At 72.2% G+C, this 25,379-nt stretch carries 24 protein-coding genes; 7 read left to right on the plus strand and 17 right to left on the minus strand.

The window, feature by feature from the left end; genetic code table 11:
- Positions 1-44 precede the first annotated feature (44 nt).
- Entirely contained in the window at positions 45-2,117 is a 2,073-nt protein-coding gene (locus tag ACFVDP_RS05220) for a glycosyltransferase family 4 protein (RefSeq protein ID WP_383483453.1), read from the plus strand.
- 51 nt (positions 2,118-2,168) lie between these two features.
- Here the strand turns inward: ACFVDP_RS05220 and ACFVDP_RS05225 are convergent, their stop codons facing one another.
- The 6 genes from ACFVDP_RS05225 to ACFVDP_RS05250 all read right to left on the minus strand — a co-directional run bounded on the left by ACFVDP_RS05225 (position 2,169) and on the right by ACFVDP_RS05250 (position 6,879).
- Positions 2,169-2,384, minus strand: coding sequence for a hypothetical protein (locus tag ACFVDP_RS05225; protein ID WP_383483455.1), 216 nt, complete (start codon positions 2,382-2,384; stop codon positions 2,169-2,171).
- A 134-nt stretch (positions 2,385-2,518) separates the two neighbouring features.
- Positions 2,519-2,896 carry an SRPBCC family protein gene (locus ACFVDP_RS05230; RefSeq protein WP_383483458.1) on the minus strand — a complete coding sequence of 126 codons (378 nt, stop codon included), beginning with the start codon at positions 2,894-2,896 and terminating at the stop codon, positions 2,519-2,521.
- A gap of 76 nt (positions 2,897-2,972) precedes the next feature.
- Positions 2,973-3,956 (minus strand): aliphatic sulfonate ABC transporter substrate-binding protein, encoded by a 984-nt coding sequence (locus ACFVDP_RS05235; RefSeq protein WP_383483460.1) that lies wholly within the window; start codon positions 3,954-3,956, stop codon positions 2,973-2,975.
- A 64-nt stretch (positions 3,957-4,020) separates the two neighbouring features.
- A complete protein-coding gene (locus ACFVDP_RS05240; RefSeq protein ID WP_383483462.1) occupies positions 4,021-4,800 on the minus strand; it encodes an ABC transporter ATP-binding protein in 780 nt (259 codons plus the stop codon).
- Complete coding sequence (locus ACFVDP_RS05245; protein ID WP_383483465.1) at positions 4,797-5,609, minus strand: ABC transporter permease; 813 nt, start codon at positions 5,607-5,609, stop codon at positions 4,797-4,799. Before ACFVDP_RS05245 ends, ACFVDP_RS05240 begins: the two co-directional genes overlap by 4 nt.
- Positions 5,610-5,628: 19 nt before the next feature.
- A complete protein-coding gene (locus ACFVDP_RS05250) occupies positions 5,629-6,879 on the minus strand; it encodes an ROK family protein (protein ID WP_383484344.1) in 1,251 nt (416 codons plus the stop codon).
- A gap of 381 nt (positions 6,880-7,260) precedes the next feature.
- Between ACFVDP_RS05250 and ACFVDP_RS05255 the strand changes: the two genes are divergently transcribed.
- Complete coding sequence (locus ACFVDP_RS05255) at positions 7,261-8,589, plus strand: family 43 glycosylhydrolase (protein ID WP_383483468.1); 1,329 nt, start codon at positions 7,261-7,263, stop codon at positions 8,587-8,589.
- 64 nt (positions 8,590-8,653) lie between these two features.
- Here ACFVDP_RS05255 and ACFVDP_RS05260 read toward each other — a convergent pair whose 3' ends face one another.
- From ACFVDP_RS05260 to ACFVDP_RS05280, 5 genes are all read right to left on the minus strand, one after another.
- Positions 8,654-10,141, minus strand: a complete 1,488-nt coding sequence (locus ACFVDP_RS05260) for a sulfatase-like hydrolase/transferase (RefSeq protein ID WP_383484347.1) — start codon at positions 10,139-10,141, stop codon at positions 8,654-8,656.
- Positions 10,142-10,228: 87 nt separating this feature from the next.
- Positions 10,229-11,458 (minus strand): ROK family protein, encoded by a 1,230-nt coding sequence (locus ACFVDP_RS05265; RefSeq protein ID WP_383483471.1) that lies wholly within the window; start codon positions 11,456-11,458, stop codon positions 10,229-10,231.
- Between the two features lie 119 nt (positions 11,459-11,577).
- Positions 11,578-12,558, minus strand: coding sequence for a TAXI family TRAP transporter solute-binding subunit (locus ACFVDP_RS05270; RefSeq protein WP_383483474.1), 981 nt, complete (start codon positions 12,556-12,558; stop codon positions 11,578-11,580).
- Positions 12,555-13,961, minus strand: a complete 1,407-nt coding sequence (locus ACFVDP_RS05275; protein WP_383483477.1) for a sensor histidine kinase — start codon at positions 13,959-13,961, stop codon at positions 12,555-12,557. Before ACFVDP_RS05275 ends, ACFVDP_RS05270 begins: the two co-directional genes overlap by 4 nt.
- A gap of 12 nt (positions 13,962-13,973) precedes the next feature.
- Positions 13,974-14,642: a response regulator transcription factor gene (locus ACFVDP_RS05280; protein ID WP_383483480.1), complete on the minus strand. Its 669-nt coding sequence runs from the start codon at positions 14,640-14,642 to the stop codon at positions 13,974-13,976.
- A 192-nt stretch (positions 14,643-14,834) separates the two neighbouring features.
- On the opposite strand from ACFVDP_RS05280, the gene ACFVDP_RS05285 reads away from it, so the two are divergent.
- From ACFVDP_RS05285 to ACFVDP_RS05295, 3 genes are read left to right on the plus strand one after another with little or no spacing between them, the layout of a single operon-like run.
- A complete protein-coding gene (locus tag ACFVDP_RS05285; RefSeq protein ID WP_383484350.1) occupies positions 14,835-15,860 on the plus strand; it encodes an amidohydrolase family protein in 1,026 nt (341 codons plus the stop codon).
- A 37-nt stretch (positions 15,861-15,897) separates the two neighbouring features.
- A complete protein-coding gene (locus ACFVDP_RS05290; protein ID WP_383483483.1) occupies positions 15,898-16,818 on the plus strand; it encodes an amidohydrolase family protein in 921 nt (306 codons plus the stop codon).
- Between the two features lie 53 nt (positions 16,819-16,871).
- Complete coding sequence (locus tag ACFVDP_RS05295) at positions 16,872-18,230, plus strand: MFS transporter (RefSeq protein ID WP_383483486.1); 1,359 nt, start codon at positions 16,872-16,874, stop codon at positions 18,228-18,230.
- On the opposite strand, the gene ACFVDP_RS05300 is transcribed toward ACFVDP_RS05295, so the two are convergent.
- Positions 18,208-18,693 carry a MarR family winged helix-turn-helix transcriptional regulator gene (locus ACFVDP_RS05300; protein ID WP_383483488.1) on the minus strand — a complete coding sequence of 162 codons (486 nt, stop codon included), beginning with the start codon at positions 18,691-18,693 and terminating at the stop codon, positions 18,208-18,210. The two genes, ACFVDP_RS05295 and ACFVDP_RS05300, sit on opposite strands and share 23 nt — an antisense overlap.
- Positions 18,694-18,786: 93 nt before the next feature.
- Between ACFVDP_RS05300 and ACFVDP_RS05305 the strand changes: the two genes are divergently transcribed.
- Positions 18,787-19,296, plus strand: coding sequence for a nuclear transport factor 2 family protein (locus tag ACFVDP_RS05305; protein WP_383483491.1), 510 nt, complete (start codon positions 18,787-18,789; stop codon positions 19,294-19,296).
- A 41-nt stretch (positions 19,297-19,337) separates the two neighbouring features.
- Here the strand turns inward: ACFVDP_RS05305 and ACFVDP_RS05310 are convergent, their stop codons facing one another.
- Together ACFVDP_RS05310 and ACFVDP_RS05315 are read right to left on the minus strand one after the other, a co-directional pair.
- Positions 19,338-21,290 carry a BTAD domain-containing putative transcriptional regulator gene (locus ACFVDP_RS05310; RefSeq protein ID WP_383483494.1) on the minus strand — a complete coding sequence of 651 codons (1,953 nt, stop codon included), beginning with the start codon at positions 21,288-21,290 and terminating at the stop codon, positions 19,338-19,340.
- An 80-nt stretch (positions 21,291-21,370) separates the two neighbouring features.
- Positions 21,371-22,249 (minus strand): alpha/beta fold hydrolase, encoded by an 879-nt coding sequence (locus tag ACFVDP_RS05315; RefSeq protein ID WP_383483497.1) that lies wholly within the window; start codon positions 22,247-22,249, stop codon positions 21,371-21,373.
- Positions 22,250-22,497: 248 nt separating this feature from the next.
- On the opposite strand from ACFVDP_RS05315, the gene ACFVDP_RS05320 reads away from it, so the two are divergent.
- Entirely contained in the window at positions 22,498-22,938 is a 441-nt protein-coding gene (locus tag ACFVDP_RS05320; protein WP_383483500.1) for a hypothetical protein, read from the plus strand.
- Between the two features lie 36 nt (positions 22,939-22,974).
- Here the strand turns inward: ACFVDP_RS05320 and ACFVDP_RS05325 are convergent, their stop codons facing one another.
- Genes ACFVDP_RS05325 through ACFVDP_RS05335 form a run of 3 tightly spaced genes read right to left on the minus strand, consistent with a single transcriptional unit; the run spans position 22,975 to position 25,369 of the window.
- The gene (locus tag ACFVDP_RS05325) at positions 22,975-23,514 is read right to left on the minus strand and encodes a flavin reductase family protein (RefSeq protein WP_383483503.1); all 540 of its coding nucleotides are present in this window, start codon (positions 23,512-23,514) and stop codon (positions 22,975-22,977) included.
- A 20-nt stretch (positions 23,515-23,534) separates the two neighbouring features.
- Positions 23,535-24,290, minus strand: a complete 756-nt coding sequence (locus ACFVDP_RS05330) for an alpha/beta hydrolase (protein WP_383483506.1) — start codon at positions 24,288-24,290, stop codon at positions 23,535-23,537.
- A complete protein-coding gene (locus ACFVDP_RS05335; protein ID WP_383484353.1) occupies positions 24,287-25,369 on the minus strand; it encodes an LLM class flavin-dependent oxidoreductase in 1,083 nt (360 codons plus the stop codon). Before ACFVDP_RS05335 ends, ACFVDP_RS05330 begins: the two co-directional genes overlap by 4 nt.
- Positions 25,370-25,379: the final 10 nt, after the last annotated feature.

Raw genomic sequence — 25,379 nt, forward strand, 5'->3', positions numbered from 1 at the left:
CGCCGAAACGCTCCGCGCCGGCTCTTCTCGACAAGGAGTTGCCCGTGGCCTCCCCCCACCCCTCGACCACGTCGTGCGCGCCCCGTCCACCCCACGCGGCGGACCCGTTCCTCAGGGCACGGGCGACGCTCGGCGATCCGCACGCCTGTGCCCTGCCCACCGACGGCCACAGCCCTTTGGAGAACCTGCTCCAAGCCGAGTACGGCCGGGGCGAGGCACACCCGCGTGCCGCCGAGGACCGTTCCGGGCTGAGCCGGGACGATGTCGCGGCGGCCGCGCTGCGCCGGGCCGCCAGGGACGGGCGTTCCCTGTCGGTCGACATCCTGCTGGCCCACGCCCACTGCGGACCGCACGTCACCGCCGCGGTGGCCGACCTGTGGCCCGGCACGGTGCGCACATGCGGCGCGGCGCACGCCGAACAGCGACTGCGCTCGGCGCTGGCGGCCGGCCCCTCGCCTCGGAGCAGCACGTTCCTGCTGGACCTGGCCGTGGCGGCGGACCTTCGCCCGCTCACCGCCGACGACGCCGTTCGCCTGCTCGCCGACGCGGAGGACCGCGGCCTGCGCCACGCGCTGTGGCGCTACCTCCACCAGCGCACCGCCGCGCGGAGCCGGCTGCCGGACCCCGCCACGGCGTCCGACCCCTACGAACGGATGCTGTTGAGCCCGCCCCGGCCGGCGCTGCCGCCGCAGCCGGACGGCGCGGAGCTCTGCGTCGTCCAGAGCATGCTGCTCGGCGGGCTCGACACTCCGGGCGAGGGCGCGAGCGGCGGGCTGTCGGTGCTGCTGGGCGGCCTGGGCGACGAGCTGGCCCGCAGACCTGGCATCGGCCGCGTGATCACCCTGGTCGCCGCCGGGCACCAGGACTTCCTCGACGATCCGCGGCTGTGGTACCAGCGCGGCCCGGGTCACTGTGTCGTGCGTGTACCCGTCGACGCGCCTACGGTGCCCGCGCAGGCCGCCATGCACCGCCACTGCGCCGCGCTGACCTGGTGGACCACTCTGCTCCTGCGTGGGCTGCCGCGCGTCGACCTCATGCATCTGCGCTACGCCGACGACGGCAGCCTGGCGCTGGCCCAGGCGGCGGAACACCTCGGCAGCGAGGTGGTGTTCACGGTGACGCCCGACCCTCATCGTCAGCTGCGGCAACGACACCGGGACACGCGCGTCCACGACACCCGCGCCATGGCGGAGCTCAGGTTCGATCTGCACAAGGTCTTCGTGGCCGACCGCCTGCTGGCCCGCGCCGCGAGGGTGGTGGCCATCCCCGGCCGTGACCACGCGCAGCAGCTGAGCCGGTACTTCCCTCAGATCCGCGCCGTCAACGCGGGCACGGGCCCGACCTCCGCCCCCGAGGGCATCACCCCGTACTGCGCCACCCGGCACGAGCCCGCGCTGGGCGCGTCGGCCTTGCGCACCCTGTACGCCGACAGCAGGCGCCCCGACGCCCTGGGCGCCGAGGACATGTCCCTGCCCGTCTGGTTGTGCGTGGGCCGTCTGCACCCGACGAAGCAACAGCACGAACTGGTCCGCGCCTGGCTGGAAACCGGCATGTGGCGCGTCTCGACGCTCGCCCTCATCGGCGGGTCAAGGAGCCGGGCGACCGACGTGGAGCAGGGCATGCGGCGCGCGATCGACCGCCTCCTCGGCGACAACCTGACGGCCCGCCGCCGGCTGGCGCTGCTTCCGGCCATGTCCAACGACCGGGTCAGGTGTCTGGAGCGCGCCCTCGCCGATCCCGCACGCGGCGTCCCCGCCTGGTACGTGTGCCCGAGCGCGAAGGAGGAGTTCGGCATCGCCGTCCTGGAGGCCATGGAGGCCGGACTGCCCGTGGCCGGGCCACGGGCCGGCGGGGTTCCGCACTACGTCGACGACGGCGTGAACGGCATCCTGTGGGACACCGGTGACCGGGCGGGCCTCGCCGCCGGCCTGCGGCGCGTCGCCCGTCTGTCGACGGATCAGCGCGTGCGGCTCGCCCGGGCCGGGCAGGACACGGTGCGCCGGGACTACTCGGTGCGGCGCATGGCGCAGGTCCTCGCCGCGGAGTACCTCAGGGCCCGCCCCGTCGGAGAGGACGCTGCCGGACACGCAGCGGGGGCCGAGGCGCCACCCAAGTGACTGCCTCGGCCCCCGCGTTCACTCAGGTGGCAGGGGAAGGGACCCGCGCGGTCATTCCCGGTCCTCGTAGTTCGCGAGCGCGAGGCCGAGAGCGAAGAACGTGGGGGCCCACTCACCGACGAAGATGCCCCAGCGATCCGCGCGTTCCAGACTCTCGCTCCTGCTGGACGTGACCCACGAGGCGAGCGACAGCCCGATGGAGCCGACCGCGGCCAGATACGCGTGTTCGCTCTTCAGACCCGCTTCATGCAGCTTCTTGACGATCACGATTCCTCCAGGGACGCGCAAATTGAAGGGCGCTTCGATGCGACCGCAATATCGGTACATAGCGAAGCGAATGCGCCTACAAGGAACCTTTCTCGAATAATCCGACATTCAGATGCGGAGGCCGCCGCCGGGATTCAGGGGCGCACCAGCCGGCGCAGTGCGTGACGGGCCACCGGTGCGTAGGCGAGGACGACGGGTGCGGGCCCTTCGACGGTCAGCCGCGTCACGGCGCCCGCGCTTCCGCCCCGGTCGACCGCGTGCCGCAGAAGCAGGCTGAACGGCCCCGCCTGCACGCGCCACGTCCAGGTGAGGGCCTCGTGGTCGACGGCGGTGACGACGAATCGCACCGCCGGTCCGGCGATGGGGCGCACCTTGCCCCGCATTCCGGCCCGCAGTTCTGGTTCGCTCTCGACGGACCGGATCTGCGGGGCCCACGTCGGCCAGAGGGCGGGTCGCGCGTAGCGCTGCCACACCGTGTCCACATCGGCGGCGCCCTGTGCACGTAGCGTCACTTTCACGCACTCACCGTGTCACAGGACTCCCGCGGCGGCGCCGGGGAAACAGCGTCGGGCGGGCCCGCGGGGCGCTCTACTTGGCGTACGTCTTCGTGTAGAGGTCGCCGTCGTAGTACTTGCCCGGGTCGGTGTTCTCGTCCAGCTCCTTGTTGCGGACGAAGAAGTCGCCGAGCTTCTTCAGCCAGGAGTCGACCTCGCCGCTCTTGGTCTTGGCGACCAGGTCCTTCGTGGACAGCGTCTGCACGTGCGAGGCGTCCGCCTTGGCCTGGGCCTCGGTGACCTTGAGCATCTTGGCGGTGAGCGCGATGGTCTCGTCGGGGTGCGCGCTGCGCCAGTCGTTGGCCTGCTGGAGCACCTTGATCACCTTGGTGTTCTTGCCCTCGGAGACCTTGTTGCCCGCGACGAAGGCGGTGGGGAAGGCGTCGCCCGTGTCCTTGGTGCTGGCTATCTCATGGAGGCCGGGGACCTTCTTCTTGATGGTGTCGATGGCGGGGTAGAAGAAGCCCGCGCCGTCGATCTTCCCCGAGGAGAACGCGGAGACGATGGTCGAGGGGTCCATGTTGACCTTCTCGATGTCGTCGGCGGTCATCCCCGCCTTCTCCAGGGCGATGTTGAGGACCATGTCGCCCGAGGTGCCCTCGGGGACGCCGACCTTCTTGCCCTTGAGGTCCTTCATCGACTTGATGCCGGGCTGGCCGATGACGCGGTCGGCGTAGGTGAGGGTGTCGACGGCGATCACCTTGGACTTGCCGGAGGCGGGGAGCCACATGGCGCCGGGGCCGATGTAGCCGTAGTCGAGGCTGTCGGCGTTGAGCGCCTGGATCTGCACGGGCCCGTTGTTGAACACCTTCACCTTGGCGGTCAGGCCCTCCTTCTTCCACAGGCCCTGCTTGTCGGCGATCGCCAGCAGGCTGGCGCCGTTGTAGTCGCCGATGTAACCGAAGCGGACGGTGGAGTCGTCCCCCGAGTCGCTGCCCGAGCAGGCGCTGAGCGGGAGGACGAGCAACATCGCGACGGGCAGGGCGCGATAGCCGTGCCTGATGGTCTTTCCGGGCATGCTGAAGGTTCCTCTCGGGGTGGTGCGCGTGAAGGGGGGTGACGGGGAGGGGACGGAGCGCGGCTCAGGCGGCCCGGGGCGGCGCTTCCTGGTGGTAGACCGAGGTCCACACCTCGTTGCGGATGCGCCGGAACTCGGGCGAGAGCCGGATCTCCTCGGTGCGGGGATAGGGCAGGTCGACGTCGATGATCCGGTGGACGCGGCCGGGCCGCGCGGCCATGACGACGACCCGGCTGGCGAGATAGACGGCTTCGTCGACGTCGTGGGTGATGAACAGGACGGTGCGCTTCTCCTGGCTCCAGGTGCGCAGCAGCTGGTCCTGGAGCTGTACCCGGGTCAGCGCGTCCAGGGCCCCGAACGGCTCGTCCATCAGGAGGACTTGGGGGTCGACGGCGTAGGCGCGGGCGATGGCGCAGCGCTGCTTCATGCCTCCGGAGAGGGTCTTCGGGAGGGCGTCGGCGAAGTCGCCGAGGCCGACGAGGTCGATGGCCTGCTGGGCCTTGCGGTGGCGCTCCGGTCCGGGCACGGAGGCGAGCTTCAGGCCGAACTCGACGTTCTGACGTACCGTCAACCAGGGGAAGAGCGCGTACTGCTGGAAGATCACCCCGCGGTCGGGGCCGGGGCCCGACACGGGGGTGCCGTCGACGAGGACCTCGCCGGAGTCGGGCTCCTGGAGTCCGGCGGCCATGCTCATCAGGGTGGACTTGCCGCAGCCGGACGGGCCGACGACGGTGACGAACTCCTGGTCCGCGATGTCGAGGCTGACGCCGCCGAGCGCGGTGAACGTGGCGCCCTTCAGCGGGAAGGTCTTCACGACGTCCCGGAAACTGATCTTGCTGTTCATCGTCGCTCCTGCCAGCCGGTCAGGCGTCGCTCGGCCAGCAGCAGCAGCCGGTCCATGACGAGCCCGAGCACGCCGATCGTGATCAGGGACACGAAGATCGTGTCCATTTCGAACCAGGTGGACGCCTTCTGCATCCGGTAGCCGAGCCCCTCCTGCGCGCCGATGAGTTCGGCGGCGACCACGGTGGCCCAGGACGCGCCGAGTCCGATCCGCATGCCGACGAGGATGAACGGGGTGGAGGCCGGGACGACCACCTTGGCGAAGATGGTGCGGTCCGACGCGCCGAGCACCCGGGCCGCGTTGATCAGCGTCTTGTCGACGTCGACGACACCCTGGAAGGCGGAGACGACACAGGACATGAACGAGGCCAGGAAGATCACGGCGATCTTCGGGACCTCGCCGATGCCGAGCAGCACGACCGCGAGCGGGATCAGCGCGAGCGGCGGAATGGTGCGGAAGAACTGGATGTACGGCTCGATCAGCGCGCGTGCCGTCGGGTACCAGCCCATCAGGAAGCCGACGGGGACGGCCACGACGACGCCGAGGGCGTAGCCGATCAGGACGCGGCGCAGGCTGGCGAGGATGTCGGTCCCCAGGGTGCCGTCGGCGATCATGCTGCCGGCCTTCTGCGCCACCGCCACGGGGGCGGGCAGGTTCTCGACCAGGCCGAGAGCGGCCACCACGGCCCACAGGACGATTCCGGCCACCACCGCGACGGCGTTGAGGATCAGGGGACGGCGCCGGGAGCGCCGCGGCTGCTGCCGGGGCTCTTCGGGGGCGGTCTTCTGCACCGGAGTGATCACAGCCATGGGTACCTCGCTGGTGGCTTCACGCGTTCTCCTCGGAGACGGGCCGCGGATAGTGGGAAAGGAGGGGGGACTCGTGGAGAACGAGGGCGATGCCGCCCAGCGCGCTGCCGGCCTCGCCGAGCGTCGCGCGCCGGACGTCGATGTGGTGGCGGGCCATCGGCATCAGGTGCTGGCGCAGTGACCGCTCGACGGGTTCGAGGAGTGCGGGGCCGGCCTCCGCGAGTTCGCCGCCGACGACGATGACGCCGGGGCCGACGGCGTGGCAGACGGCGGCGAGCACGCTGCCGACGTCGTGTCCGACCCGCTCCAGGACCTGGAGGGCGGGGGGTTCGCCCGCGGCGGCCGCGGCGAGGAATCCGGCCAGGTCGCCGGCGCGGCCGCCGGCCTCCCGGTAGCGGTTGAGGACCGCGTCGAGGGCGGCGCGGGTCTCCAGACAGCCGGTTCCGCCGCATTCGCACTGACGGCCGACGGGGTCGACGACGACGTGCCCGAACTCGCCGGACAGGCCGTACCGGCCCCGGTGCAGGGCGCCGCCCACCACGAGTCCGCCGCCGACACCGTGCGACAGCCGGAGATAGAGCACGTCGCTGCTGTCGGCGGCCGCGCCCCAGACGGCTTCGGCGAGGGCCGCGAGCCGGGTGTTGTTGTCGATGAGCACCGACACGCCGAATCTCTTGCGCAGCAGGTCGGGGAGACCGTCGATGCCCTGCGCGTGGGCCCGCTCGCTGCCCGGGTCGGTGATCGGGCCGACGACGCCGACGCCGATGGCGCTGAGCGCGTCCAGGTGGACCGCGGCCGGGCGGTCACCGGCCGCGTCGCCCGGGAGCGGGGGGTCGTCGAACGGGACGGTGGCCAGTGTACCGAGGAGTCGCTCCGCGATGTCGACCCGCTCGGGCCAGGACAGGTCCGCGGTGTGCGGCTCGCTCGCCGAACCGATCACCTCGTGGGCGAAGTTGACGGCCGCGACATGCACCGCCCGGCGCGCGAAGTCGATGCCCACGGCCTCCCCCGCCGCCGGGTTGAGGCTGAGCTTCTCCACGGGCCGGCCGCGCTTGCGCACCTCGACGTGCGGGGTGCTGGTGACCACGGCACCGCTGCCGACGAGTCCGGCGACGATGTCGTACAGCGTGGTGCGGGACAGCCCGCTGCGGGTGCCCAACTCGGCGCGGCTCAGCGGACCGTGCTTGCGCAGCAGGTCGAGGACGGAGTGCTCGTGGCTGCGTCGGAGCCGCGTCAGCGGACCGTCGTGTTCGTGCATGCCCGACAGCATGTGAGGAGCGCGCATTTTCGTCAATGAGTCGGACAGAAAATGTCACAGCCGTCCGTACCACCGGAGAATCCCGGCTTCAACTCCCCTGACCTGCATGAATGATGACCCCGACGGGACAACTCCGGCAGCCCTGCAATGTTTCCGCAACACGATTGCCATGCTCGGCCTCGTATGAACATCTCGTGGCGTGCACCGGCCCGGGTGGCGTTCGCCCGGCCCTGACGACGACACTTCCCGTATCCCGGCGCCCCTCGACCCCTCGGGGCCGGTCCCGGGATTAATTTTCCGACCTCTTGACGAAATTCACCGGGGCCTTTGATGCTGGGCGGCAGCCACCCCCCGCAGGCACCCGCACCCCGGACGACGAAGGAGACTCGACTGATGACGAGACCGGAGAACGCGCCGCACCTGGGCCGACGGTCGTTGCTGGCCGGTATCGCCGGTTCGATGGGGGCCGTGGCGCTGCCCTCGGCCGCCGCCCAGGCGCTCCCGTCGCCGGACGCCGCACGACACCACGGGTATCCGTCGAACTGGCCGCAGCCCGAGCCGTACGGCATCGCCGACGTCCGCGAGGATCTGTGGCCGCGCGAGGACAACTCCTTCGTGCTGCCGCTCGAACTGCGCCCGCGCGACGAGGAGTTGGGTCGCGTCTGGATGCGCGACACCTACGTCAACTGCTTCGTCGTCGACGGCCGGCCGCTGTACGTCGCCACCGGCACCACCCGGGTGCCCGGCCTGGCCGCGGCCGGTCCCTGGAACGACGGCATCTTCGTGTGGACGGCGCGGTCGCTGCACGGGCCGTGGAAGCTGGCCGACACCACGAAGATCCGGCCCGGCGCCGAGCGCGGAAAGGTGTGGTCCCCCGAGTTCGTCGGGGAGAACCGCCCCGGCCGCACCGTCGTCGCGCCGTGGCAGGAGCACTGGTACGACGACGGCCAGTTCGGCAAGCGCGGCAACGCGTGGGCGCCCGAACTGCACTACTTCCGCGGCAAGTGGTACATGGTCGCGTGCATGGGCGACCACTCGAAGAAGGTCGGCTCGTTCCTGCTGGTGAGCGACGGCGGGGTCGCGGGCCCGTACCGGCTCGCCAAGGGCAATCTCGACAAGCCGTTCGGCGAGTCCTTCATCGGCGGGCCGTCGTTCATCGAGCCCGGCGCGTACTTCCACATCGACGGCAGCCTCTACTCGGAGGGCCGTGACGCGTGGCTGGTGCTGCACAACAACCTGTACGCCAAGTTCCGGCCCGACATGGAGGACATCGTCACGCCGACGGACCTCCCGGCGTTCCAGCAGACCGCGTACACGCCCGAGCCCTACCTCGAAGGCGCCTACGTCTTCAAGCACGGCGGCAAGTACTACCTGGTCCAGGCCGCGTGGGACCGCACCTCGACCGCCGCCGACGGAAGCGCCCGCCACGCCTACGACACGGCCGCGGCCGGGCGCACGCAGTACCAGTACGACGCGATCGTCGCCGTCGCCGACCGGTTCGAGGGGCCGTACTCCCAGCGCTGGACGGCGGGTGTGGGCGCCGGGCACAACAACTTCTTCAAGGACCACAAGGGAGACCTGTGGGCCACCTTCTTCCGTAATCCGGCCGCCGGTTACTGGGCCGATCCCTCCCGTACGGATGACGGCGCGGTGGCCGGCGTCGTGCGGCTGGAGTGGACGGGGCCGCAGGGCAACCGCCTGTACGTCAAGCGCCGGGCCTGAGCACTGCTTCGATGACACGCCCGCCGTCGGCCCCGCATCCGTGCGGGGCCGACGGCGGGTCCCGTCATGCCCGCGCCTGCCCGGCCTCCTCCGTCTCGAACGCCGAGAGCGTGGTGTCGTAGTCGGTCGGCACGTCGTACATCGGCGTCATCCAGTGGTAGAAGTTGTCGCCGCGGTCCCTCAGCAGGTGGTACAGGCGGTGCATCAACGCGGTCCGTACGTCGTGCAGTTCGGGGTGCTCGTAGCGGTTGAGCAGTTCGTCCGGGTCGCTCTCCAGGTCGTACAGCTCGTTGTGCGACTCGGGGTTGACCACCAGCTTGTACCGCCGGGTGCGCAGCATGCGCTGCGGGTAGGGGAAGTGGTGGCCGTGGTACTCGGCCAGGTGGTGGCCGTCCCACTCGGGGTGCTCGCCGCGGGCCAGGGGGAGCAGGCTGCGGCTGTCGACGGCGGGGGCCGGGTCGCTGCCCGCGAGTTCGAGGATCGTCGCCGTGTAGTCGGTGAGGGAGACGAACTCGTCCCGCACCTGTCCGGGCACCGCCCCCGGCACCTTCAGCAGGCCCGGGATGCGGTAGATGTCCTCGTACATGGCGGGCCCCTTGTCGTGCAGCCGGTGGGCGCCGGTGAACTCGCCGTGGTCGGCGGTGAAGCACACCGCTGTGCGTTCGTCGAGCCCCAACTCCCTTACGGCGTCGAGGATGCGGCCTATCTGTTCGTCGATGAGGGTGACGTAGCCCCAGTAGACGGCGATGAGTTTGCGGCTGTCCTCGAGCGGCATCGTGTCGAACGCCCACAGCTTGCTGTAGTTGCTCTGCACCGGCGGCTTGCCCGCGAAGGTCTCGCTCATGGACTTCGGGAGCTCCACCAGCTCCGGGTCGTACAGGTCGAAGTAGGCGTCCGGGAGGATGTACGGCAGGTGCGGGCCGAAGAAGTGGGTGGCGAGGAAGAACGGGGCGCCGTCGCCGTCGCGCTCCCCCTCGGCGAACCGGCGGAGCATCTCGATGGTGCGGGTGGCGAGGTAGTGCTCGAAGGTCGCTTCGACGGGCTGGTGGAGGCGGGCGGCCAGCAGGTTGCCGGGGCTGCCGTTGGGGGTGGTGCCGCGCATGCGGTCGCTGATGGCGTACTCGGGCAGGCCGTTCTCCTTCAGATACGCCAGGTAGTCGGGGTGGTCGACGGGGTTGTGCCAGCCCGCGAGGTCCGGGCCCTCGAAGCCGTAGTCGGCCGCGGTGCGCCGCACACCGCCGTGCCACTTGCCGAGCAGGCCCAGGTTGTAGCCCTCGTCGCGCAGTTGCCCGGCGAAGGTGAACTGGTCGTCGGCGAGGTCTTCCAGATAGCCCACGTTGCGCTCGTAGTTGGCGAGCAGTTTGTGCCGGAAGGGCGCGGCGCCGGTGAGCAGGCTGGCGCGGGCCGGGGTGCAGATCGCGGTCGGCGTGTAGGCGCTGTCGAAGCGGGTGCCCTCGGCGGCGAGCCGGTCGAGGTTCGGGGTGCGCACGTGCGGGTTGCCGTAGGCGCCGAGGGTGTCGACCCGGTGCTGGTCGGTCATCAGGAAGAGCATGTTGTGGCGCACGGCGGTGCCTTTCGGGTCGTGGCGGGTCGTTCGGTTGCGGTCCGTGCCGGTGCCCGGGCCGGGCCCGGGCGGCGGTCAGGAGGCCTCGGTCGCCGAGGTGTCGGGGGCTTCGGCGCCGGGTGTGGTGTAGCCGGCGAGCAGCGGGGATTCGTGGAAGACGAGGGCGAGGGCGCCGAGCGGCCCGGCCCGGTCGGCGAGCACGGCGGGCACCAGCTGGACGCCGCGGTGCACACGGGTGGGCGTGTACCGGCGGAAGGCGGCCTCGACCGGATCGAGGAAGGCGGCGCCCAGTGCGGCGACCTCGCCACCGAGCACGACGCGCTGCGGGTTGGCGGTGCCGCACGCGGCGGCGAGCGCACGGCCCACGGCGTGCGCGGCGCGCTCCACCGCGGCGCATTCGTTCTCCTCCCCCGCGGCCAGCGCTTCCCCGAACCGGGTCCAGCTGCGCCGTCCTGCGGCGCGCAACAGGGCGGGCACGGAGGCGAGTTGTTCCATGCAGCCGTGGCCGCCGCACCAGCAGCGGGGGCCGTCCGGGTCGACGCTGATGTGGCCGATCTCCCCGGCCGCGCCCTGCGCGCCGCGGAACAGGCGGCCGCCCGCGACGAGCCCGCCGCCGACGCCGTAGGACAGGGTCACGTGCAGGGCGTCGCCCACGCCGCGGGCGGCGCCCCAGATGGCCTCGCCGAGGGCGGCGAGCCGGGTGTTGTTGTCGGCGAGCACGGGGACCTGGAGGGCCTCGGCGAAGCTGTCGGCGACGGTCTGGCGGTGTCGGGGCACGCCGTGGCCCGCCTCGGCCGGGGCGCTGCCGCCGCCGGTGGTCTCGCCGGGCCCGGGGGTGCCGATGCCGACGCCGCCGAGGCCGGTGAGGTCGATGGACTCGCGGTCTGCGAGGTCGCGGAGCAGCCCGAGCGCGGCGGCGGCCTGTTCCTGTGCGCTGGTGCGGGGCGGGCAGTGGACGCCGTCGAAGGCGGTGATCTCGTGCGCCGCGTTGGCGATCACGACCTTGATGCGCTCGCGGCCCACTTCGACGCCCGCGGCCTGCGCCGAGTTCGGATTGAGGACGAGCCGGTGGACCGGGCGGCCGCGGCCCGCCGGTGCGCCCGCCGCCGGAGTGGGCTCCTCCAACAGCACGGCGTCGGCGAGGAGTTGGCCGACGATGCCGGAGAGGGTGGTGCGGGACAGGCCGGTGGCCCCGGCCACGTCGGCCCGGGTGCTCGGCCCCTGGCGGCGCAGCACCGCGAGCACCCGCTCCACGTTCCCGTACCGCAATCGGCTCAGCACGGTGGGGTTCTTGACCACTGCCATGGGGCCCATGCTGCCCAGGCCCCTTATTTTCGTCAACACCTTGAAATAAATTCTCCGGGCTGCGGCCGGCTGTCCCGATTTCCGTCGTGGCCTGGACGGTATTGAGGGGTGGGGCGGTCTCAGCCGTGCAGCGACCGGTATGCCGCGAGCGCTCCTGGGTGCAGGGCGACGCCGCCCGTGCCGATGAGGCTGCGGACGTCGAGGAACTGGGTGCCCACCGCGTTGCCGGGGACGAGTGAGGTCGCGCGGCGCACCAGCAGCCGGGTGAGGGCGCCGGCCACGTCGCGGTCCAGGCCGGGGCGGCACACGAGGAGGTTGGAGACACCGATGGTGGCGACGCCGCCCGCGGACCGGTAGGCGCCCTGCGGCAGCGTCACCTGTTCCAGGCCTGCGGCGGCGCGGGCCGCGGGGCCGCCGAGGCGTGGCAGCAGTTCGGCCAGTGGCAGGAAGCGCAGGCCGGGCCGCCGGTCGAGGTCCTTGAGCGCGGGCAGCGGGACACCGCCGGCCACGAGGAGCCCCGCGACGGAGCCCGCCCGCATCGCGTCGGCGGCGTCGTTCAACGGCAGATGGCGGACCCGGACGTCGGTGCCGGCGGACAGTCCGGCGGCGCGCAGCAGCCGCTCCCCGAACACGGCCGCGCCCGATCCGGCGGCGCCCAGCGAGACGACGTGTCCGCGCAGGTCGGCCATGGTCCGTACGCCGGCGTCCGCGCGCACGGCGAACTGGAGGTAGGTCTCGTAGACGCGGCCGATCGCCCGCAGCGGCACCGGCCGCGGGAACACGTCGGTGCCCGCGGCGTCCCGTGCGGTGGAGGTGAGGACGAGGGCGAGGTCGGCGCGGTCGTCGCGGAGCAGCTCGATGTTGTCGACGCTGCCCGCGGTGGTCCGCACGCGGCAGCTCAGGCCGGGGTGCTCGGCGCCGAGCTGCTGTGCGAGGAGGTGGCCGAACGCCTCGTAGAAAGCGGTCGGTTCGCCGGTCGCCAGGCGCAGGACGCCGCTGGGGCCGCGGCCCTGTCCGCCGATGTCGCCCGCGAGGGCGCCGCCGAGGGCGACGGCGGACGCGGTGCCGAGCGCGGCGCGCAGGGCGGTGCGGCGGTTCACCGTGGGGCTCCTTCCTCGCGGGCGCGCGGCAGGACCGCCCGGACGCGCAGGCCCCGGGGCCGTGCGGCGCCGAGTTCGAGCAGGCCGCCGCGCCCCGCGAGGAGCTGTTCGGCGATGGCGAGGCCCAGGCCGGTGCCCGTGGTGCCGGTGTGGTGGGAGGAGCGCCAGAACCGTTCGGTGGCGCGGGTGAGGTCCTCCGTGTCCAGGCCCGGTCCGTCGTCGGTCACGGTGAGCACGGTGCGGGGTCCCTCGGCGGCGCAGCGCAGGGTGATCTCCGCTTTCCGGCCCGCGTATTTGATGGCGTTGTCGAGGAGGATGTCGGTGATCTGGACCAGCTCGTGCTCCGTACAGGCGGCCATGACCGGGACATCGGCGGTGTGCACGGTGAGGTGCGCTCCCGCCCGGCGGGCGAGCGGTTCCCAGCGGCGGTGCTGGTCGGCCGCCACGGCCGCCGCGTCGCAGTGGTCGTGCGGTCCGTCGGTCACCGTCAGTTCGCCGGCCCGGTGTTCCGCCGTGGCGAGGGCGAGCATGTCGTCGAGCAGGATCTCCAGGCGGTCGAGTTCGGTGGTGACGCCGGTGTACGTGCGGTGCGCCGACGCGGGCAGCTGGGTGTGCAGGGCGTCCACGCGCAGCCGCAGCGCCGCCATCGGGTTGCGCATCTGGTGGGAGGTGTCGGCGACCAGGCGTCGCTGCTGTTCCAGGGCGCGGGTGACGGTGCCGGCCATGCGGTTGAAGCCGGTGGCCAGCTGTTGCAGTTCGGGCGGGCCCGAGGCGCGGGTGTGTTCCGGCGGGAGTCCGGCGGCGAGCTGGCCGACGGCGCGGTCGAGGCGGCGCAGCGGTCTGACCACCCAGCGGGTGACCGCGCGGGCCAGTGCCGTGCAGGCGAGGGCGACCAGCGCGGCGGCGACGAGGACGGCGGCCCAGCGCCAGGTGATGTCGGCGGCGGCGGTGCGCACCGAGGCGCGCAGGACGACGGCCCCCGACACCCGGGTGCCGGCGCCTGCGGGCTCGGCGAACATGCGGCTCCCCCGTGACCAGGGGGTCAGCGATGCCGACGGGTGCGCGGTCTGGTTGCGCAGGGCCGCGTCGATGAGCCGGGACACGGCCGGGTCGGCGGCGCGCATGCCGCCGGTCTCGACGACGGCCCGGTGCCGGGCGTCGGTGACCACGAGGGGTTCCCCGTAGAGGCCGGTGTAGCGCCGGGCCTCGGCGACGAGCGCGGCGGTGTCGCCGGTGGCGGCCGCCTGGTCCATGAGGGAGGCGAAGCGGTCGAGGTCGGAGCTGCGGGCGAGGACGAGTTCCTGGGTCCGGTCCGACGCGGTGAACAGCAGCAGCGGCACGGCGAACGCGGCGACGGCGAGCACGACGAACGCGAGGAGCGCTGCCTGGACCCGGTGGCGCACGTGCGGGGCTCCTCAGGCGGCCGAGTCGCCGAAGCGGTAGCCGAAGCCCCGGATCGTCGTCAGCAGCTCGGGGCGGGACAGCTTGGCGCGCAGCTGCGTGAGGTGCACGTCGAGCGAGCGGGACACGCCGTGGTGGGCGTCGCCCCACACCTCGTCGAGGAGCTGCTCGCGGCTGACGGCGGTGCCGGCGCGGGCGGCGAGCACGGCGAGGATGTCGAACTCCTTGGTGGTCAGCTCGACGGCGGCGCCGTCGGCCAGGACCCGTCGCGCGTCGAGATCGACCTCGACATCACCGGCGCGGACCGTACGTGCGGCCGTGCCGCCGCGCGCGGCGGCACGGCGGGTGACGGCGTCGATACGGGCCAGCAGCTCGGCGAGTCGTACCGGTTTGACCAGATAGTCGTCGGCTCCCAGGCGCAGGCCGCGGACCACCGACCGCTCGTCGCCGCGGGCGGTCAGCACGACCACGGGCAGCGCGCTGACGGCCCGCAGGGACCGCAGCACGTCGAGCCCGTCCATGTCGGGCAGGCCCAGGTCGAGCAGGAGCAGATCGGCGCTGCGGTGGTAGGTCAGCACGCTCTTGCCGTGCTGTACGCGCCGGGTGACATGCCCGTGGTCGTACAGGACCTCCAGGAGCGCACCGGCGACTCCGTCGTCGTCCTCGGCCAGCAGTATCTGCACGTTTCCCGCCTCCCATCAGCGGTGTCTGCGCGGATACCGCTCTCCGTCGAATGTAGACCACAGGGATGTGAGGGCTCCGGGGGCCGGAATGTTAAGGGACGGTTAGTTCCGTGCGCGGGCTTTTCGGCGGGCCGGGCGGGCGGGGTCAGGGTGCAGCGGTCGACCCCGAGCCGCACACCGGAGGGCATCACCATGATCATCGACTGTCACGGTCACTACACGACCGCGCCACCGGCCCTGGAGGCGTGGCGCACGCGGCAGATCGCCTCGCTCGACGACGCCTCGCTCACTCCCGCCCGTGCGGAGCTGCGGATCAGTGACGACGAGCTGCGCGCGAGCGTCGAGCCGCACCAGTTGCGGCTGATGGACGAGCGCGGCATCGACCTGACCGTGTTCTCACCGCGCGCCTCGTTCATGGCGCATCACATCGGGGACTTCGCCACGTCGGCGGCCTGGGCCTCGATCTGCAACGAACTCTGTCACCGGGTGAGCCAGTTGTATCCGGAGCGCTTCGCGCCCGCCGCGATGCTCCCCCAGTCCCCCGGCGTGGACCCGGCGACCTGCATCCCCGAACTGACGCGCTGCGTCGAGGAGTTCGGCGCGGTCGCGCTGAATCTCAATCCGGACCCGTCGGGCGGCCACTGGACGGCGCCGCCGCTCACCGACCGGTCGTGGTACCCCCTCTACGAGAAGATGGTGGAGTACGACATTCCGGCGATGGTCCATGTCAGTACGAGCGTCAACCCGGCCTTCCACACCACGGGCGCCCACTATCTGAACGCGGACACCACGGCGTTCATGCAGCTCGTCCAGGGCGATCTGTTCGCCGACTTCCCCACGCTGCGCCTGGTCATCCCGCACGGCGGCGGCGCCGTGCCCTACCACTGGGGCCGCTTCCGGGGACTGGCGATGGCGCTCGGGAAACCGCCGCTGGAGGAGCACGTCCTCGGCAATGTCTTCTTCGACACCTGCGTCTATCACCAGCCGGGATCCGACCTGCTCTACGACGTCGTACCGCGCCGCAACATCCTCTTCGCCTCCGAGATGATCGGCGCCGTCCGCGACATCGACCCGTGCACCGGCCACCACTTCGACGACACGCGCCGGTACGCCGAGGCCGCACGGCTGCCCGCGGACGATCTGGCGGCGGTCCAGGAGCACAACGCCCGCGCGGTCTATCCCCGCCTGGACGCCCTGCTGAAGCGCCAGGGCCGCTGACCCGAGACCGGCACACCCTCAGGAGATCCGGAACACCATGCACATGCTTTCCCCCAAGACGCCCGGCTGGCTGGACTGGTACCAGGACCCGTCGTCGCCCGGACTCCGGCTGCCGGCCGGGACGGTCGACACCCACTGTCACGTCTTCGGTCCGCAGGCCGAGTTCGGCTTCGCGCCCGAGCGCAAGTACACGCCCTGCGACGGCGGCAAGGACGATCTCTTCGCGCTGCGGGACCACTTGGGCATCGCCCGCAACGTGATCGTGCAGGCGACCTGCCACGGCGCGGACAACTCCGCGATGGTCGACGCCGTCCGCGCCGCGGGCGGCAGGGCACGCGGCATCGCCACGGTCCGGCCGGACATCGGCGAGGCCGAGCTGCGCGAGCTCGACGCCGCGGGCGTGCGGGGCGTCCGCTTCAACTTCGTACGGCGCCTGGTCGACGCGTCGCCCAAGGAGGCGCTGCGCACGATCGCCCGGAAGATCGCCCCGCTGGGCTGGCACATCGTCCTCTACTTCGAGAGCGCCGACCTGCCCGAACTGGCCGACTTCTTCGGCTCGTTGCCCGCTCCGCTGGTCGTGGACCACATGGGGCGCCCGGACGTGACCCAGCCGGTGGACGGCCCGGAGTTCGGCGGGTTCCTGCGGTTCGTGGAGCGGCACGACGTCTGGGTGAAGGTGACGTGCCCGGAGCGGCTGAGCGTCACCGGGCCCGCCGCCCTCGACGGCGAACGGCACGCCTACACCGATGTCGTGCCGTTCGGCCGCCGCGTGGTGGAGGAGTTCCCCGACCGGGTGCTGTGGGGCACCGACTGGCCGCACCCGAACCTCACGGACCACATGCCCGACGACGGGCTCCTCGTCGACCACGTCCGCCACGTGGCGGTCACCGGGGACCAGCGGCGCCGGCTCCTCGTCGCCAATCCGATGCGCCTGTACTGGCCCGGCGACGACGCCTGACCACCCAGAACACACCGCTCCCCTCCCCGTCCCCCTCTGACAAAGGCGTCACCATGCAACCCGCCAACGCGCTGAACCGGCTCGACAGGCTCCCCATATCCCGGTTCCACAAACTGACCCTGCTCGCCGTGTCCTTCGCGTACTTCTTCGAGTTCGCGGACATCAACAGCTTCGCCACCACCGCGCCGAAACTCGTCGACGTCTGGGGGGTGACGGTCGATCAGGTCGCGTACGTCACCTCGCTGTCGTTCGTCGGCATGTTCATCGGCTCGCTCGTCGGCGGCGTGATCGCCGACCGCTGGGGACGCAAACGGGCGCTGTTGTGGACGACGTTGTTCTTCGCGCTCTTCTCGTTCGCCTCGGTGTTCTCCTGGGACCTGGTGTCCCTGGGCGTGTTCCGCGTCCTGACCTCGGCGGGCCTGTCGGCGATGACGGTGGTCGCCGTCGTCTACGTCAACGAGATGTACCCGGCGGCGGTCCGCGGCAAGTACCAGGCCTACGCCATCGTCATCGGCATCTGCGGCACCCCGGTCACCAACCTCATCGCCAGCCTGGTCGTCCCGCACAACGACTGGTCGTGGCGCCTGGTCTACCTGTGGGGATCCCTGGGCATCCTGCTGGTCCTGTTCACCCGGCACCTCAAGGAGTCGCCGCGCTGGCACGAGAGCCGGGGCGACCACGCCGCCGCCGACGCGGTGCTGCGCGAGATCGAGGCACAGGTCGCCATGGAGCGGGGTCCGCTCCCCGAGCCGGCGCCCCCGGTCGACGAAGTCCCCTCCACCAGGGCGCCGTTGAAGCTGCTGCTGCAGAAGAAGTACCTGTACCCGACGCTGCTGCTCACGGTCCTGTGGGTGACGCAGACCATCGGCTTCTTCGGCTATTCGAGCTGGGCGCCGACCCTGCTCGCGAAGGAGGGCTTCAGCGTGGAGAAGTCCGTCTTCTACGTGGCGCTGACGACGGTCGGCGCGCCGCTGGGCTCCTACCTCGCCTCCCTGGTCACGGACCGGTTCGAGCGCAAGTGGTCACTGACGGCCTTCGGTGTGGTGATCGCGGTGTGCGGCCTGTTGTACGGGCTCACGTTCAGCCCCGCGCTCATCGTCGTGTTCGGCTTCCTGGTGAACTTCTTCGAGCGCGGCTACACGGCCCTCGCGTACGCCTACTCGCCCGAGCTGTTCGACACCCCCGGCCGCTCACTGGGCACGAGCGTCTCCTACGGGCTCGGCCGGCTGTCCAACGCCGCGGGACCGCTGATCGTGGCGGCGCTCTACAACGGCCACGGATATCAGAGCGTGTTCTTCTTCATCGCCGGTACGTGGACGGTCGGAGCGCTCGTCCTGGCGGTCTTCGGTCCGCGCACCCGCCGCGCCCGGCTGGCCGCCGCCGCCCCCGTCAAGGATGCCCTCCCGCGGTGAGGCGGCCCAACAGCCGGATCAGTTCCGCTCGCTGAGGATCCGTCAGCGGCGCCAGGACTTCCCGCTGCGCCTCGGTGACCAGCCCGTCGAGGCGCGCGAGGTGGCGGCGGCCCGAGGGGGTGAGGGTCACGACGTTGCGCCGGCGGTCGTCGGGGTCGGGGGCCCGCTCGACGTGCCGCCGCTGCGCCAGTTCGTTGAGGACGGCCACCATGTCGCTGCGGTAGATGCCGGTGCGGCGACTGAGTTCGGCCTGGCTGGCGGGGCCGCCCTCGGCGAGGACGGCCAGCACCGCGTAGTGCCACCGGCGGGAATCGGCGCCGGCCAGCTTCTCCCCCACCACCCGCTCGGCACGCATGGCGGCGAGGGCGAGCAGACGGCTGGGGAGGCCGTCGAGACGGGCGGGCACCGGGGGTGCGGACTCTGGGGACTCCGGCTCTGAGGACTCCGACGGCTCTGCGGGCATGGCCGGATCGTACCCCTTGCGTTAGTCCGCCTAACGACCTACTTTCGTTAGTGCCACAAACGTTAGTGTCACTAACGCAAAAAGGGGTTCCTCATGTCCGATGTCAGGTCCGATACCGTGTCCGACGCCGTGCTCGACGACCGCACCGCTCTGCTCGATCTGCTCGCCCGCTGGGACCGCTGGCTGGACGAGTCCCGCTTCACCGCCGACGAGACCGCGGAGATCTTCACCTCTGACGCGGAGGCGGTGACGCCTGGTGGCACCAGCCGCGGCATCGAGGCGCTGACCGCCCAGGCGGCGCGCAGCCACCGGCGCTGGGCCGCGACCCAGCACCTGCACACCGATCCGGTCGTCGAGATCGACGGCGACCGGGCCACCATCGGCATCAACCGGCTGATCTTCACGGTGGCCGACGACCCGGCACGAGCACCGGAGGCGGTCCCGGCGCCGGCTCTCACCCTGGGCGAGCGCTGCCGCGTCGACGCCGCCCGCACGGCGGACGGCTGGCGCATCACCCGGCTCGGCGGCACCCTCCTGTGGGCCTCCGACCCGGAGGTCCTGGCCCGCGTCGCGGCGAGGAGCCAGGAGGAGGCCGCGGCCTGAGCGCCGACGGTCATGTCAGCGCGGCGGGACCTCCGGCGACCTCAGCCTCTTCCTCGGGCGCAGGATTCCGCCCCGGCGAGATAGGTCGCCACGGGGCCGAGGGTGAGCATGCCGCTGGTGGCGCCCGCGTGTTCGTCCCGCGCAGTACGCAGTGCCGTCGCCGCGAGCGCCGCGATCCCGGGTTCGTCCAGGCGGGTCGCGGCGTGCGCGGTGAGGCACCAGAGGGCTTCCTGCATGTGGTCGCCCGGCGGTTCGGGCACGGCGCGCAGCGCGGCACGGGCCTCTTCGGTGCGTTCCTGCGCCAGCAGGAGCAGCGGCGTCGCCCAGGGCAGGTACGGCCCCCAGTCGAGGCGGGGATCGGTGGGGGCGGGCCGGCCGTGGAGCAGGCGCAGGCCGAGCAGGGCCAGCGGGAGCAGGCCGCGATGGAGTCCCGGCATCCCGGCTTCGGCCAGGTCGTCGTCCGCGGCCCGGTAGGCCGCGGCGGCCGCTGCGGCGGAGGGGCCGTCGGGCTCGGCGCTGCGGGCTGCGGTGACCCGGGCTCTGAACCATGCCGTGAGGACGGGTACGAGCAGGGATTCGTGTGCGGTGGCCAGTTGTTCCGCGGCGCCGGCGTGCTCGGCCGCCGCCGCGAGATCACCGCGCGCCGACGCGGACTGGAGCCGGACGAGACGGCCCAGGATCTCGAAGGCCGGAAGCGCGTGCCGACCGGACACGGCGACGAGTTCGACGCCGATGGCATCGCGCCGTGCCGCGAGGCCCGGGCGGGTGAAGGACTGCAGGAACACGCCGTTGAGGGCGTGGGCCAGGAGGGCCGGGTCCTTGAGGTCCCGGGCCAGGGACTCGGCTTCGCGCGCGGCGTCGCGGGCGGTGTCGAGCGCGGAGCCCGTGGTGTCGGCGGCTCGGCTCTCGTTGGCGATGGTGGCCAGCAGGCGGGCACGCAGGTCGGCAGGCCCGTCGGGGCCGATCTTGGCGAGTGTGCGTCCGGCCGCCGCGACGACGGCACGCGACTGGTCGGGGTCGTCGGCGCGGGTCCAGATGGCGGGGACGTCGTAGGCGCCGATGACGCGTGCGGTCAGCGTGGCGTCTCCGGTGCGTTCCGCGGCGGTGATGGCGGCGAGCCGGTCGCGGCGGGAGCCGACGAGCGCGTCGCCTCCGGCCAGGGCGAGAGTGCGGGCGAGTTCCACGGTGGTGCGCGGGCCCAGCCGGTTTCTGGTGCGGGGTGGGATGCCCGGGTGTCGTTCGCCGGGTGGTTCCAGGTCGGGGGATCTGTTGAGGATGTCGGATTCCAGACGCCGCAAGCGCGGGCCCGGGTCCAGGCCGAGCTGTTCCCCGAGCATGGTGCGGGCCCGGCGCAGGGTGTCCAGGGCCTCGGCCGGGCGCCCGTCCCGGTAGAGCGCCCGGGCCAGCAGCCCCCAAGCCGGTTCGCGCCAGGGATGTTCGGCGACGTGTCCGCCCAGTTCGGCGACCAGGTCGGCGCCCGCACCGGACGTGAGCAGCGCGTCCGCCCGCAGTTCCAGGCCTTGCAGCCGCAGTTCCTCAAGCCGGGTGCGCTCCTGCTGGAGCCACAGCGAGTCGGGCAGGTCGGCGTAGGCGGGCCCGCGCCACAGGGCGAGGGCCTCACCGAGCCCCGCGGCCTCGTCCGGGGAACGGCGGGCCGCGGCCACGGCGTCCTCGAAGCGGTGGACGTCCACCGCTTCTCCCGGCAGGCGCAGGAGGTACCCGGGCCCCTGCGTGACCAGTACCCGCGACGTGGTGCGGGGTGCGCGATCCGGTTCGATCGCCCGGCGCAGCGCGGCGACGAACGTGCGCAGCGCGCCCAGGGCGCCGGCCGGCGGCACCGCCCACAGGTCTTCGATCAGGACATCGGTGGGGACCATGCGGCCCCGGGCCGCGACGAGCCGCCCCAGCACCTCGCGGTGGCGTGGCCCGCCCAGCGGTACCGGCCGGCCGTCGTCGTGCCACGCCTGCACCGCGCCGAGCACATCGATGCGCATGCGCTTCTGCCCTTTTCCTAAAGAGACGCGTCTGTCCTCGAAGAGACTCGTCGCCGTCAGTGTTGTCGCCAGCCCCAGTGTCAGCGGTCGAGAAGATCCCGGACAGCCGACACGATCTCGTCGGGTGCCTCCTCGGCCATGAAGTGTCCCGCCCGGGTGAGTCGGTGATCGAGGTCGGGTGCCCAGGCCCGCCACACCTGAGCGGCGTCGTAGCCGAGCTGCGCGCCCCAGTCCTGCTGGATCACGGTGACGGGCATGGCGAACTGCGAGCCGGCGTCGAAGTCGGCCTGGTCGTGGGCGACGTCGATGCCCGCCGAGGCACGGTAGTCGGCGACGATCGAGTCCACCGCATCCGCGCTCGCCCGCAGGTACTCGGCCCGTACGTCGTCCGGGAGTGCGGCCGGGTCCTTGACCCAGGCGTCGAGGAACGAGCCGAAGAACGCGTCGGCGCTGTTGGCGATCATCGTCTCCGGCAGGCCTTGCGGCTGTGCCATCAGGAACAGGTGGTAGCCGACCGCCGCGGCGCGTCCCTGCAGCACGTTCCACATGTCAAGTGTCGGTACGACGTCGAGAATGCCCAGGTGGGTGATGGTTTCGGGGTGGTCGAGGCCCGCCCGGAAGGCGACGAGCGCACCACGGTCGTGGCCGACCAGGGCGAACTGTTCATGGCCGAGCCCCGAGGCGATCGAGACGATGTCGGCGGCCATGGTGCGCTTGGAGTAGATGTCCTCATCGGCCGCGTCGGGTTTGTCGCTCGCCCCGTAGCCGCGCAGATCGGGGACGATCACCGTGTGGTCGGCGCTCAGCTTCTGGGCGACGTGGCGCCACATCAGGTGGGTCTGCGGGAAGCCGTGCAGCAGGACGACCGGGCTGCCGCTGCCGCCTGTGGCGACGTTCAGTTCGACGTCGTCCGCCCCCCGCAGCCGGGTGTACTCGAATCCGGGAATCTCGTATGCCATGACAGGCCCTTCTCGCTCTTGCGTGTGCTTGCTGCCGCCCAGCGGCCGGCAAGAACCAAGGTGCCTGGCCTCGATGAGCAGCGAATCAGCGACGCAGAGAGGGAGGTGGCCGAGGACGGGGACGGGACCGAGGCCGGTCGGCGTGTCGCCGGGTGGGAGAATGACGGTCCTGGCAGCCCGTACGGCCATGGCCGCGTCCGCGGTGTGCGTCGGCCTGCCCGTCCGCCGCAGCCGGAAGGAAGCAGACCGTGATCAAGTGGGTGTTCCTGAGGGCCGGGCAGCGCCCCGTTCCCCGGCCCGTGGCGACGCCGCTGGTGTGGACGGCGGCCTGCGCCACCGCGCTGCTGTTCGTGGCACTGCTCAACACGGTCGCCGGTCCCGGCCGTGCGCTGCTCGCACTCACCGTGCTGTCCGTGCTCGCGACCCTGCTGGGCTTCTTCGCCCGCTTCACGGCGGCGCCCGGCACCGCCGTGCTGTGCTGGCTGTTCCTCAACGGCTTCGCGATCCCGCCCGCGGGAACGCTCAGCTGGACCGCGGACCGTGACACTCTCTGGCTCATCTGCCTGCTGGCCGCCACGCTCGTCGGCACCACGGCGGCGCGCGTTGCCCATGCCCGCGCCGCCTACCACTCCCTGACGCCGGCGTCGGCTGCGCCGACGGCCGTGAACGACGAACCGCACACCGCCTGAACCCCGGGTGTGCCGGCTCGTCCGTTCCGGACCGGTTCAGGCCACGCGGGACACCGCCGCGAACTCCCCCGCGTGGTGCACCAGCGCCGGTGCCTCCTGCCGTACGTCGCCCGATTCGACCTGCCCGACGACGAGGTAGTGGTCGCCGAGGCGTTGCCGGGAGACGACCCGGGCGGTGAGCCAGGCCGGGGCGTCGGCCAGCACGGGCAGGCCGTCGGTCTCCTGCCGGTACCGCACGCCCTCGAACCGGTCGATGCCGCTGCGGGCGAACTGCCGTGCCAGGTCGGTGTTCTCCGCGCCGAGCAGGTGGACGGCGAATCGCTCGGCGCGCCGCACCGCGGCCGCGGTCGACGCGGTGGCGCCGAGGCAGAAGGAGACGAGGGCCGGGTCGAGCGAGACGGACGTGAAGGACGTCGCGGTGAAGCCGGCGGGGCCGGGAACCGTGATCACGGTGATTCCGGAGGCGTGTCGGCGCAGGGTGCGGCGGAGGATCGCGTCGGCGCCCCGGGCCTCGGAGGTATCGGCGGCCTGGGAGGCCGTGGGCTGACGGAGGGACTGGAGGGACGTGGTGGTCATGGCGCTCGCCTTTCGGTCGGTCACGGGCGGGGCTGGTCGAGCGGCTCGACGGTGAGGATCGGGCGCAGGCCGTCGTCGGCGCGCAGCCGTTCCAGCCACTGGACGACGGCGGCCGCGGTCGTGCGGTGGGAGGCGTCGTTGAGGACGTCGTGCACCCCGTCGCGTACGACGGCGAAGTCGACGTGCGGCAGGCGGCGGGCCAGTGCCCGGGCCTCACCGAGGGGCGTCAGCGGGTCGGCGGCGCCGTGCAGCACCAGTGCGGGGACGGAGGGGAGGGGGCCTGCGGGCAGGAGGTGTACGGGGACGGGGTCGGTGAGCCGCCCCCGACCGAACTCCTTATCCTCCGAAAGCTTTTGACGGTGCGTCGGGCAAGAGGTGCGGGCGGTCAGCTCCGACTCCCAGTCCAGGGCGTCCCCTTCGGTCTTCAGGGCCGTCCCGGCGAGGACGAGTCCGGCGAGCGGCACGTCGACCCCGGTCCGCGCCGCGATGTTCAGGGCCTGAAGGGCGCCCGTGTCGCTGCCGACGAGGACGACCGGGGCGGCGGGGGCGGCGCCGAGGACGCCGGTCACCGCCGCGAGGAGGTCGGCGTCGTCGTGGTCCGGGGTGGTGTCCAGCGCGTGCACGACGTACCCGTCGGCGGAGATGCGGCGGCCGAACCGCTCGTAGACCAGGCTGTGTTCACCTCGTCCGGGCAGGACGACGAGGGTGCCGCGCGGGGCGACCGGCGCGGGCGGGCGCCAGGTGTGCGCGGTGGTGGCCGGGGCGACATGGGTCATCGGGTGCTTCCTGCGGGGGTGAGGGCGGCGCGGTGGGCGAGTTCCTGGCGGACGAGGGGCAGCAGATGGCGTCCGTAGTCGATGGCGTCGTCGAGCGGGTCGTAGCCGCGGATGAGGATCGTGGTGGCGCCGATGTCGATGTAGTCGAGCAGTGCCCGCGCCACCGTCTCGGGCGTGCCGACGAGGGCGGTGGTGTTGCCGCCCGCGCCGGTCGCGGCGGCGGTCGGCGTCCACAGGCAGCGGTCGTGCAGGTCGGCCTTGGCCGCGGCGGCGAGCAGCCGCCGGGATCCGGTGTTCTGCGGTACGGCCGCGGAGTTGGGGAAGAAGGCGCGTCCCGCACCGCCCTTGATGGTGTCGAGGATGCGGTGGGCGCGTTCCCAGGCCAGCTCCTCGGTCGGGGCGAGGACGGGGCGGAAGGAGACGCTGATGCCCGGGGCCTCGGTGCGGCCCGCGGCCTCGGCGGCGGCGCGGACGGCGGCGATCTGCTGGGCGGTCTCGGCGAGCGGCTCGCCCCACAGGGCGAACGTGTCGGCGTGCTTGCCGCCCACCCGGTACGCGGCCTCGGAGGAGCCGCCGAAGTAGAGCGGGATGCCCGACTCCCGGTACGGCAGCACGCCTGGCGCGTAGTCCTCGAAGCGGTAGTGGCGGCCTTCGTGGCCGAAGGGCGCGTCGGCGGACCAGGAACGCCTGAGGATGCCCAGGTATTCGTCGGTACGGTCGTAGCGCTCCTCCTTGTCCAAGTAGTCGCCGTCGCGCCGCTGTTCGGCGTCGTTGCCGCCGGTGATGGTGTGGACGGCGACGCGCCCCTCGGTGAATTGGTCCAGGGTGGCGAAGCTGCGGGCGGCGAGCGTCGGGGCGATGACGCCGGGCCGGTGGGCGATGAGCAGGCCGAGGCGTTCGGTGCGGGCCGCGACGTACGCGGCGACCTGGGGGCCGTCGGGCCGGGTGGAGCTGTAGCCGATGAGGATGCGGTCGAAGCCGGCGTCCTCGTGGGCGCGGGCGAACCGGGCGGTGTACGCCGCGTCGATCACCGGGCCGGTGGCGGGCCGGGTCTCGGAGCCGTCCTGGGTGCCGATCATGCCGATGAAC

The organism is Streptomyces sp. NPDC057694 (assembly GCF_042799415.1).
GTDB lineage: Bacteria > Actinomycetota > Actinomycetes > Streptomycetales > Streptomycetaceae > Streptomyces.

Excerpts from the sequence above, each read along its gene's own strand:
- ACFVDP_RS05240 (WP_383483462.1), bottom strand. The coding sequence starts at position 4,800 with ATGAACAGCAAGATCAGTTTCCGGGACGTCGTGAAGACCTTCCCGCTG.
- ACFVDP_RS05265 (WP_383483471.1), bottom strand. The coding sequence starts at position 11,458 with ATGGCAGTGGTCAAGAACCCCACCGTGCTGAGCCGATTGCGGTACGGG.
- ACFVDP_RS05250 (WP_383484344.1), bottom strand. The coding sequence starts at position 6,879 with ATGCTGTCGGGCATGCACGAACACGACGGTCCGCTGACGCGGCTCCGA.
- ACFVDP_RS05335 (WP_383484353.1), bottom strand. The coding sequence starts at position 25,369 with ATGATCGGCACCCAGGACGGCTCCGAGACCCGGCCCGCCACCGGCCCG.
- ACFVDP_RS05305 (WP_383483491.1), top strand. The coding sequence starts at position 18,787 with ATGTCCGATGTCAGGTCCGATACCGTGTCCGACGCCGTGCTCGACGAC.
- ACFVDP_RS05315 (WP_383483497.1), bottom strand. The coding sequence starts at position 22,249 with ATGGCATACGAGATTCCCGGATTCGAGTACACCCGGCTGCGGGGGGCG.
- ACFVDP_RS05235 (WP_383483460.1), bottom strand. The coding sequence starts at position 3,956 with ATGCCCGGAAAGACCATCAGGCACGGCTATCGCGCCCTGCCCGTCGCG.
- ACFVDP_RS05245 (WP_383483465.1), bottom strand. The coding sequence starts at position 5,609 with ATGGCTGTGATCACTCCGGTGCAGAAGACCGCCCCCGAAGAGCCCCGG.
- ACFVDP_RS05300 (WP_383483488.1), bottom strand. The coding sequence starts at position 18,693 with ATGCCCGCAGAGCCGTCGGAGTCCTCAGAGCCGGAGTCCCCAGAGTCC.
- ACFVDP_RS05330 (WP_383483506.1), bottom strand. The coding sequence starts at position 24,290 with ATGACCCATGTCGCCCCGGCCACCACCGCGCACACCTGGCGCCCGCCC.
- ACFVDP_RS05290 (WP_383483483.1), top strand. The coding sequence starts at position 15,898 with ATGCACATGCTTTCCCCCAAGACGCCCGGCTGGCTGGACTGGTACCAG.
- ACFVDP_RS05310 (WP_383483494.1), bottom strand. The coding sequence starts at position 21,290 with ATGCGCATCGATGTGCTCGGCGCGGTGCAGGCGTGGCACGACGACGGC.
- ACFVDP_RS05295 (WP_383483486.1), top strand. The coding sequence starts at position 16,872 with ATGCAACCCGCCAACGCGCTGAACCGGCTCGACAGGCTCCCCATATCC.
- ACFVDP_RS05255 (WP_383483468.1), top strand. The coding sequence starts at position 7,261 with ATGACGAGACCGGAGAACGCGCCGCACCTGGGCCGACGGTCGTTGCTG.
- ACFVDP_RS05325 (WP_383483503.1), bottom strand. The coding sequence starts at position 23,514 with ATGACCACCACGTCCCTCCAGTCCCTCCGTCAGCCCACGGCCTCCCAG.
- ACFVDP_RS05285 (WP_383484350.1), top strand. The coding sequence starts at position 14,835 with ATGATCATCGACTGTCACGGTCACTACACGACCGCGCCACCGGCCCTG.
- ACFVDP_RS05260 (WP_383484347.1), bottom strand. The coding sequence starts at position 10,141 with ATGCTCTTCCTGATGACCGACCAGCACCGGGTCGACACCCTCGGCGCC.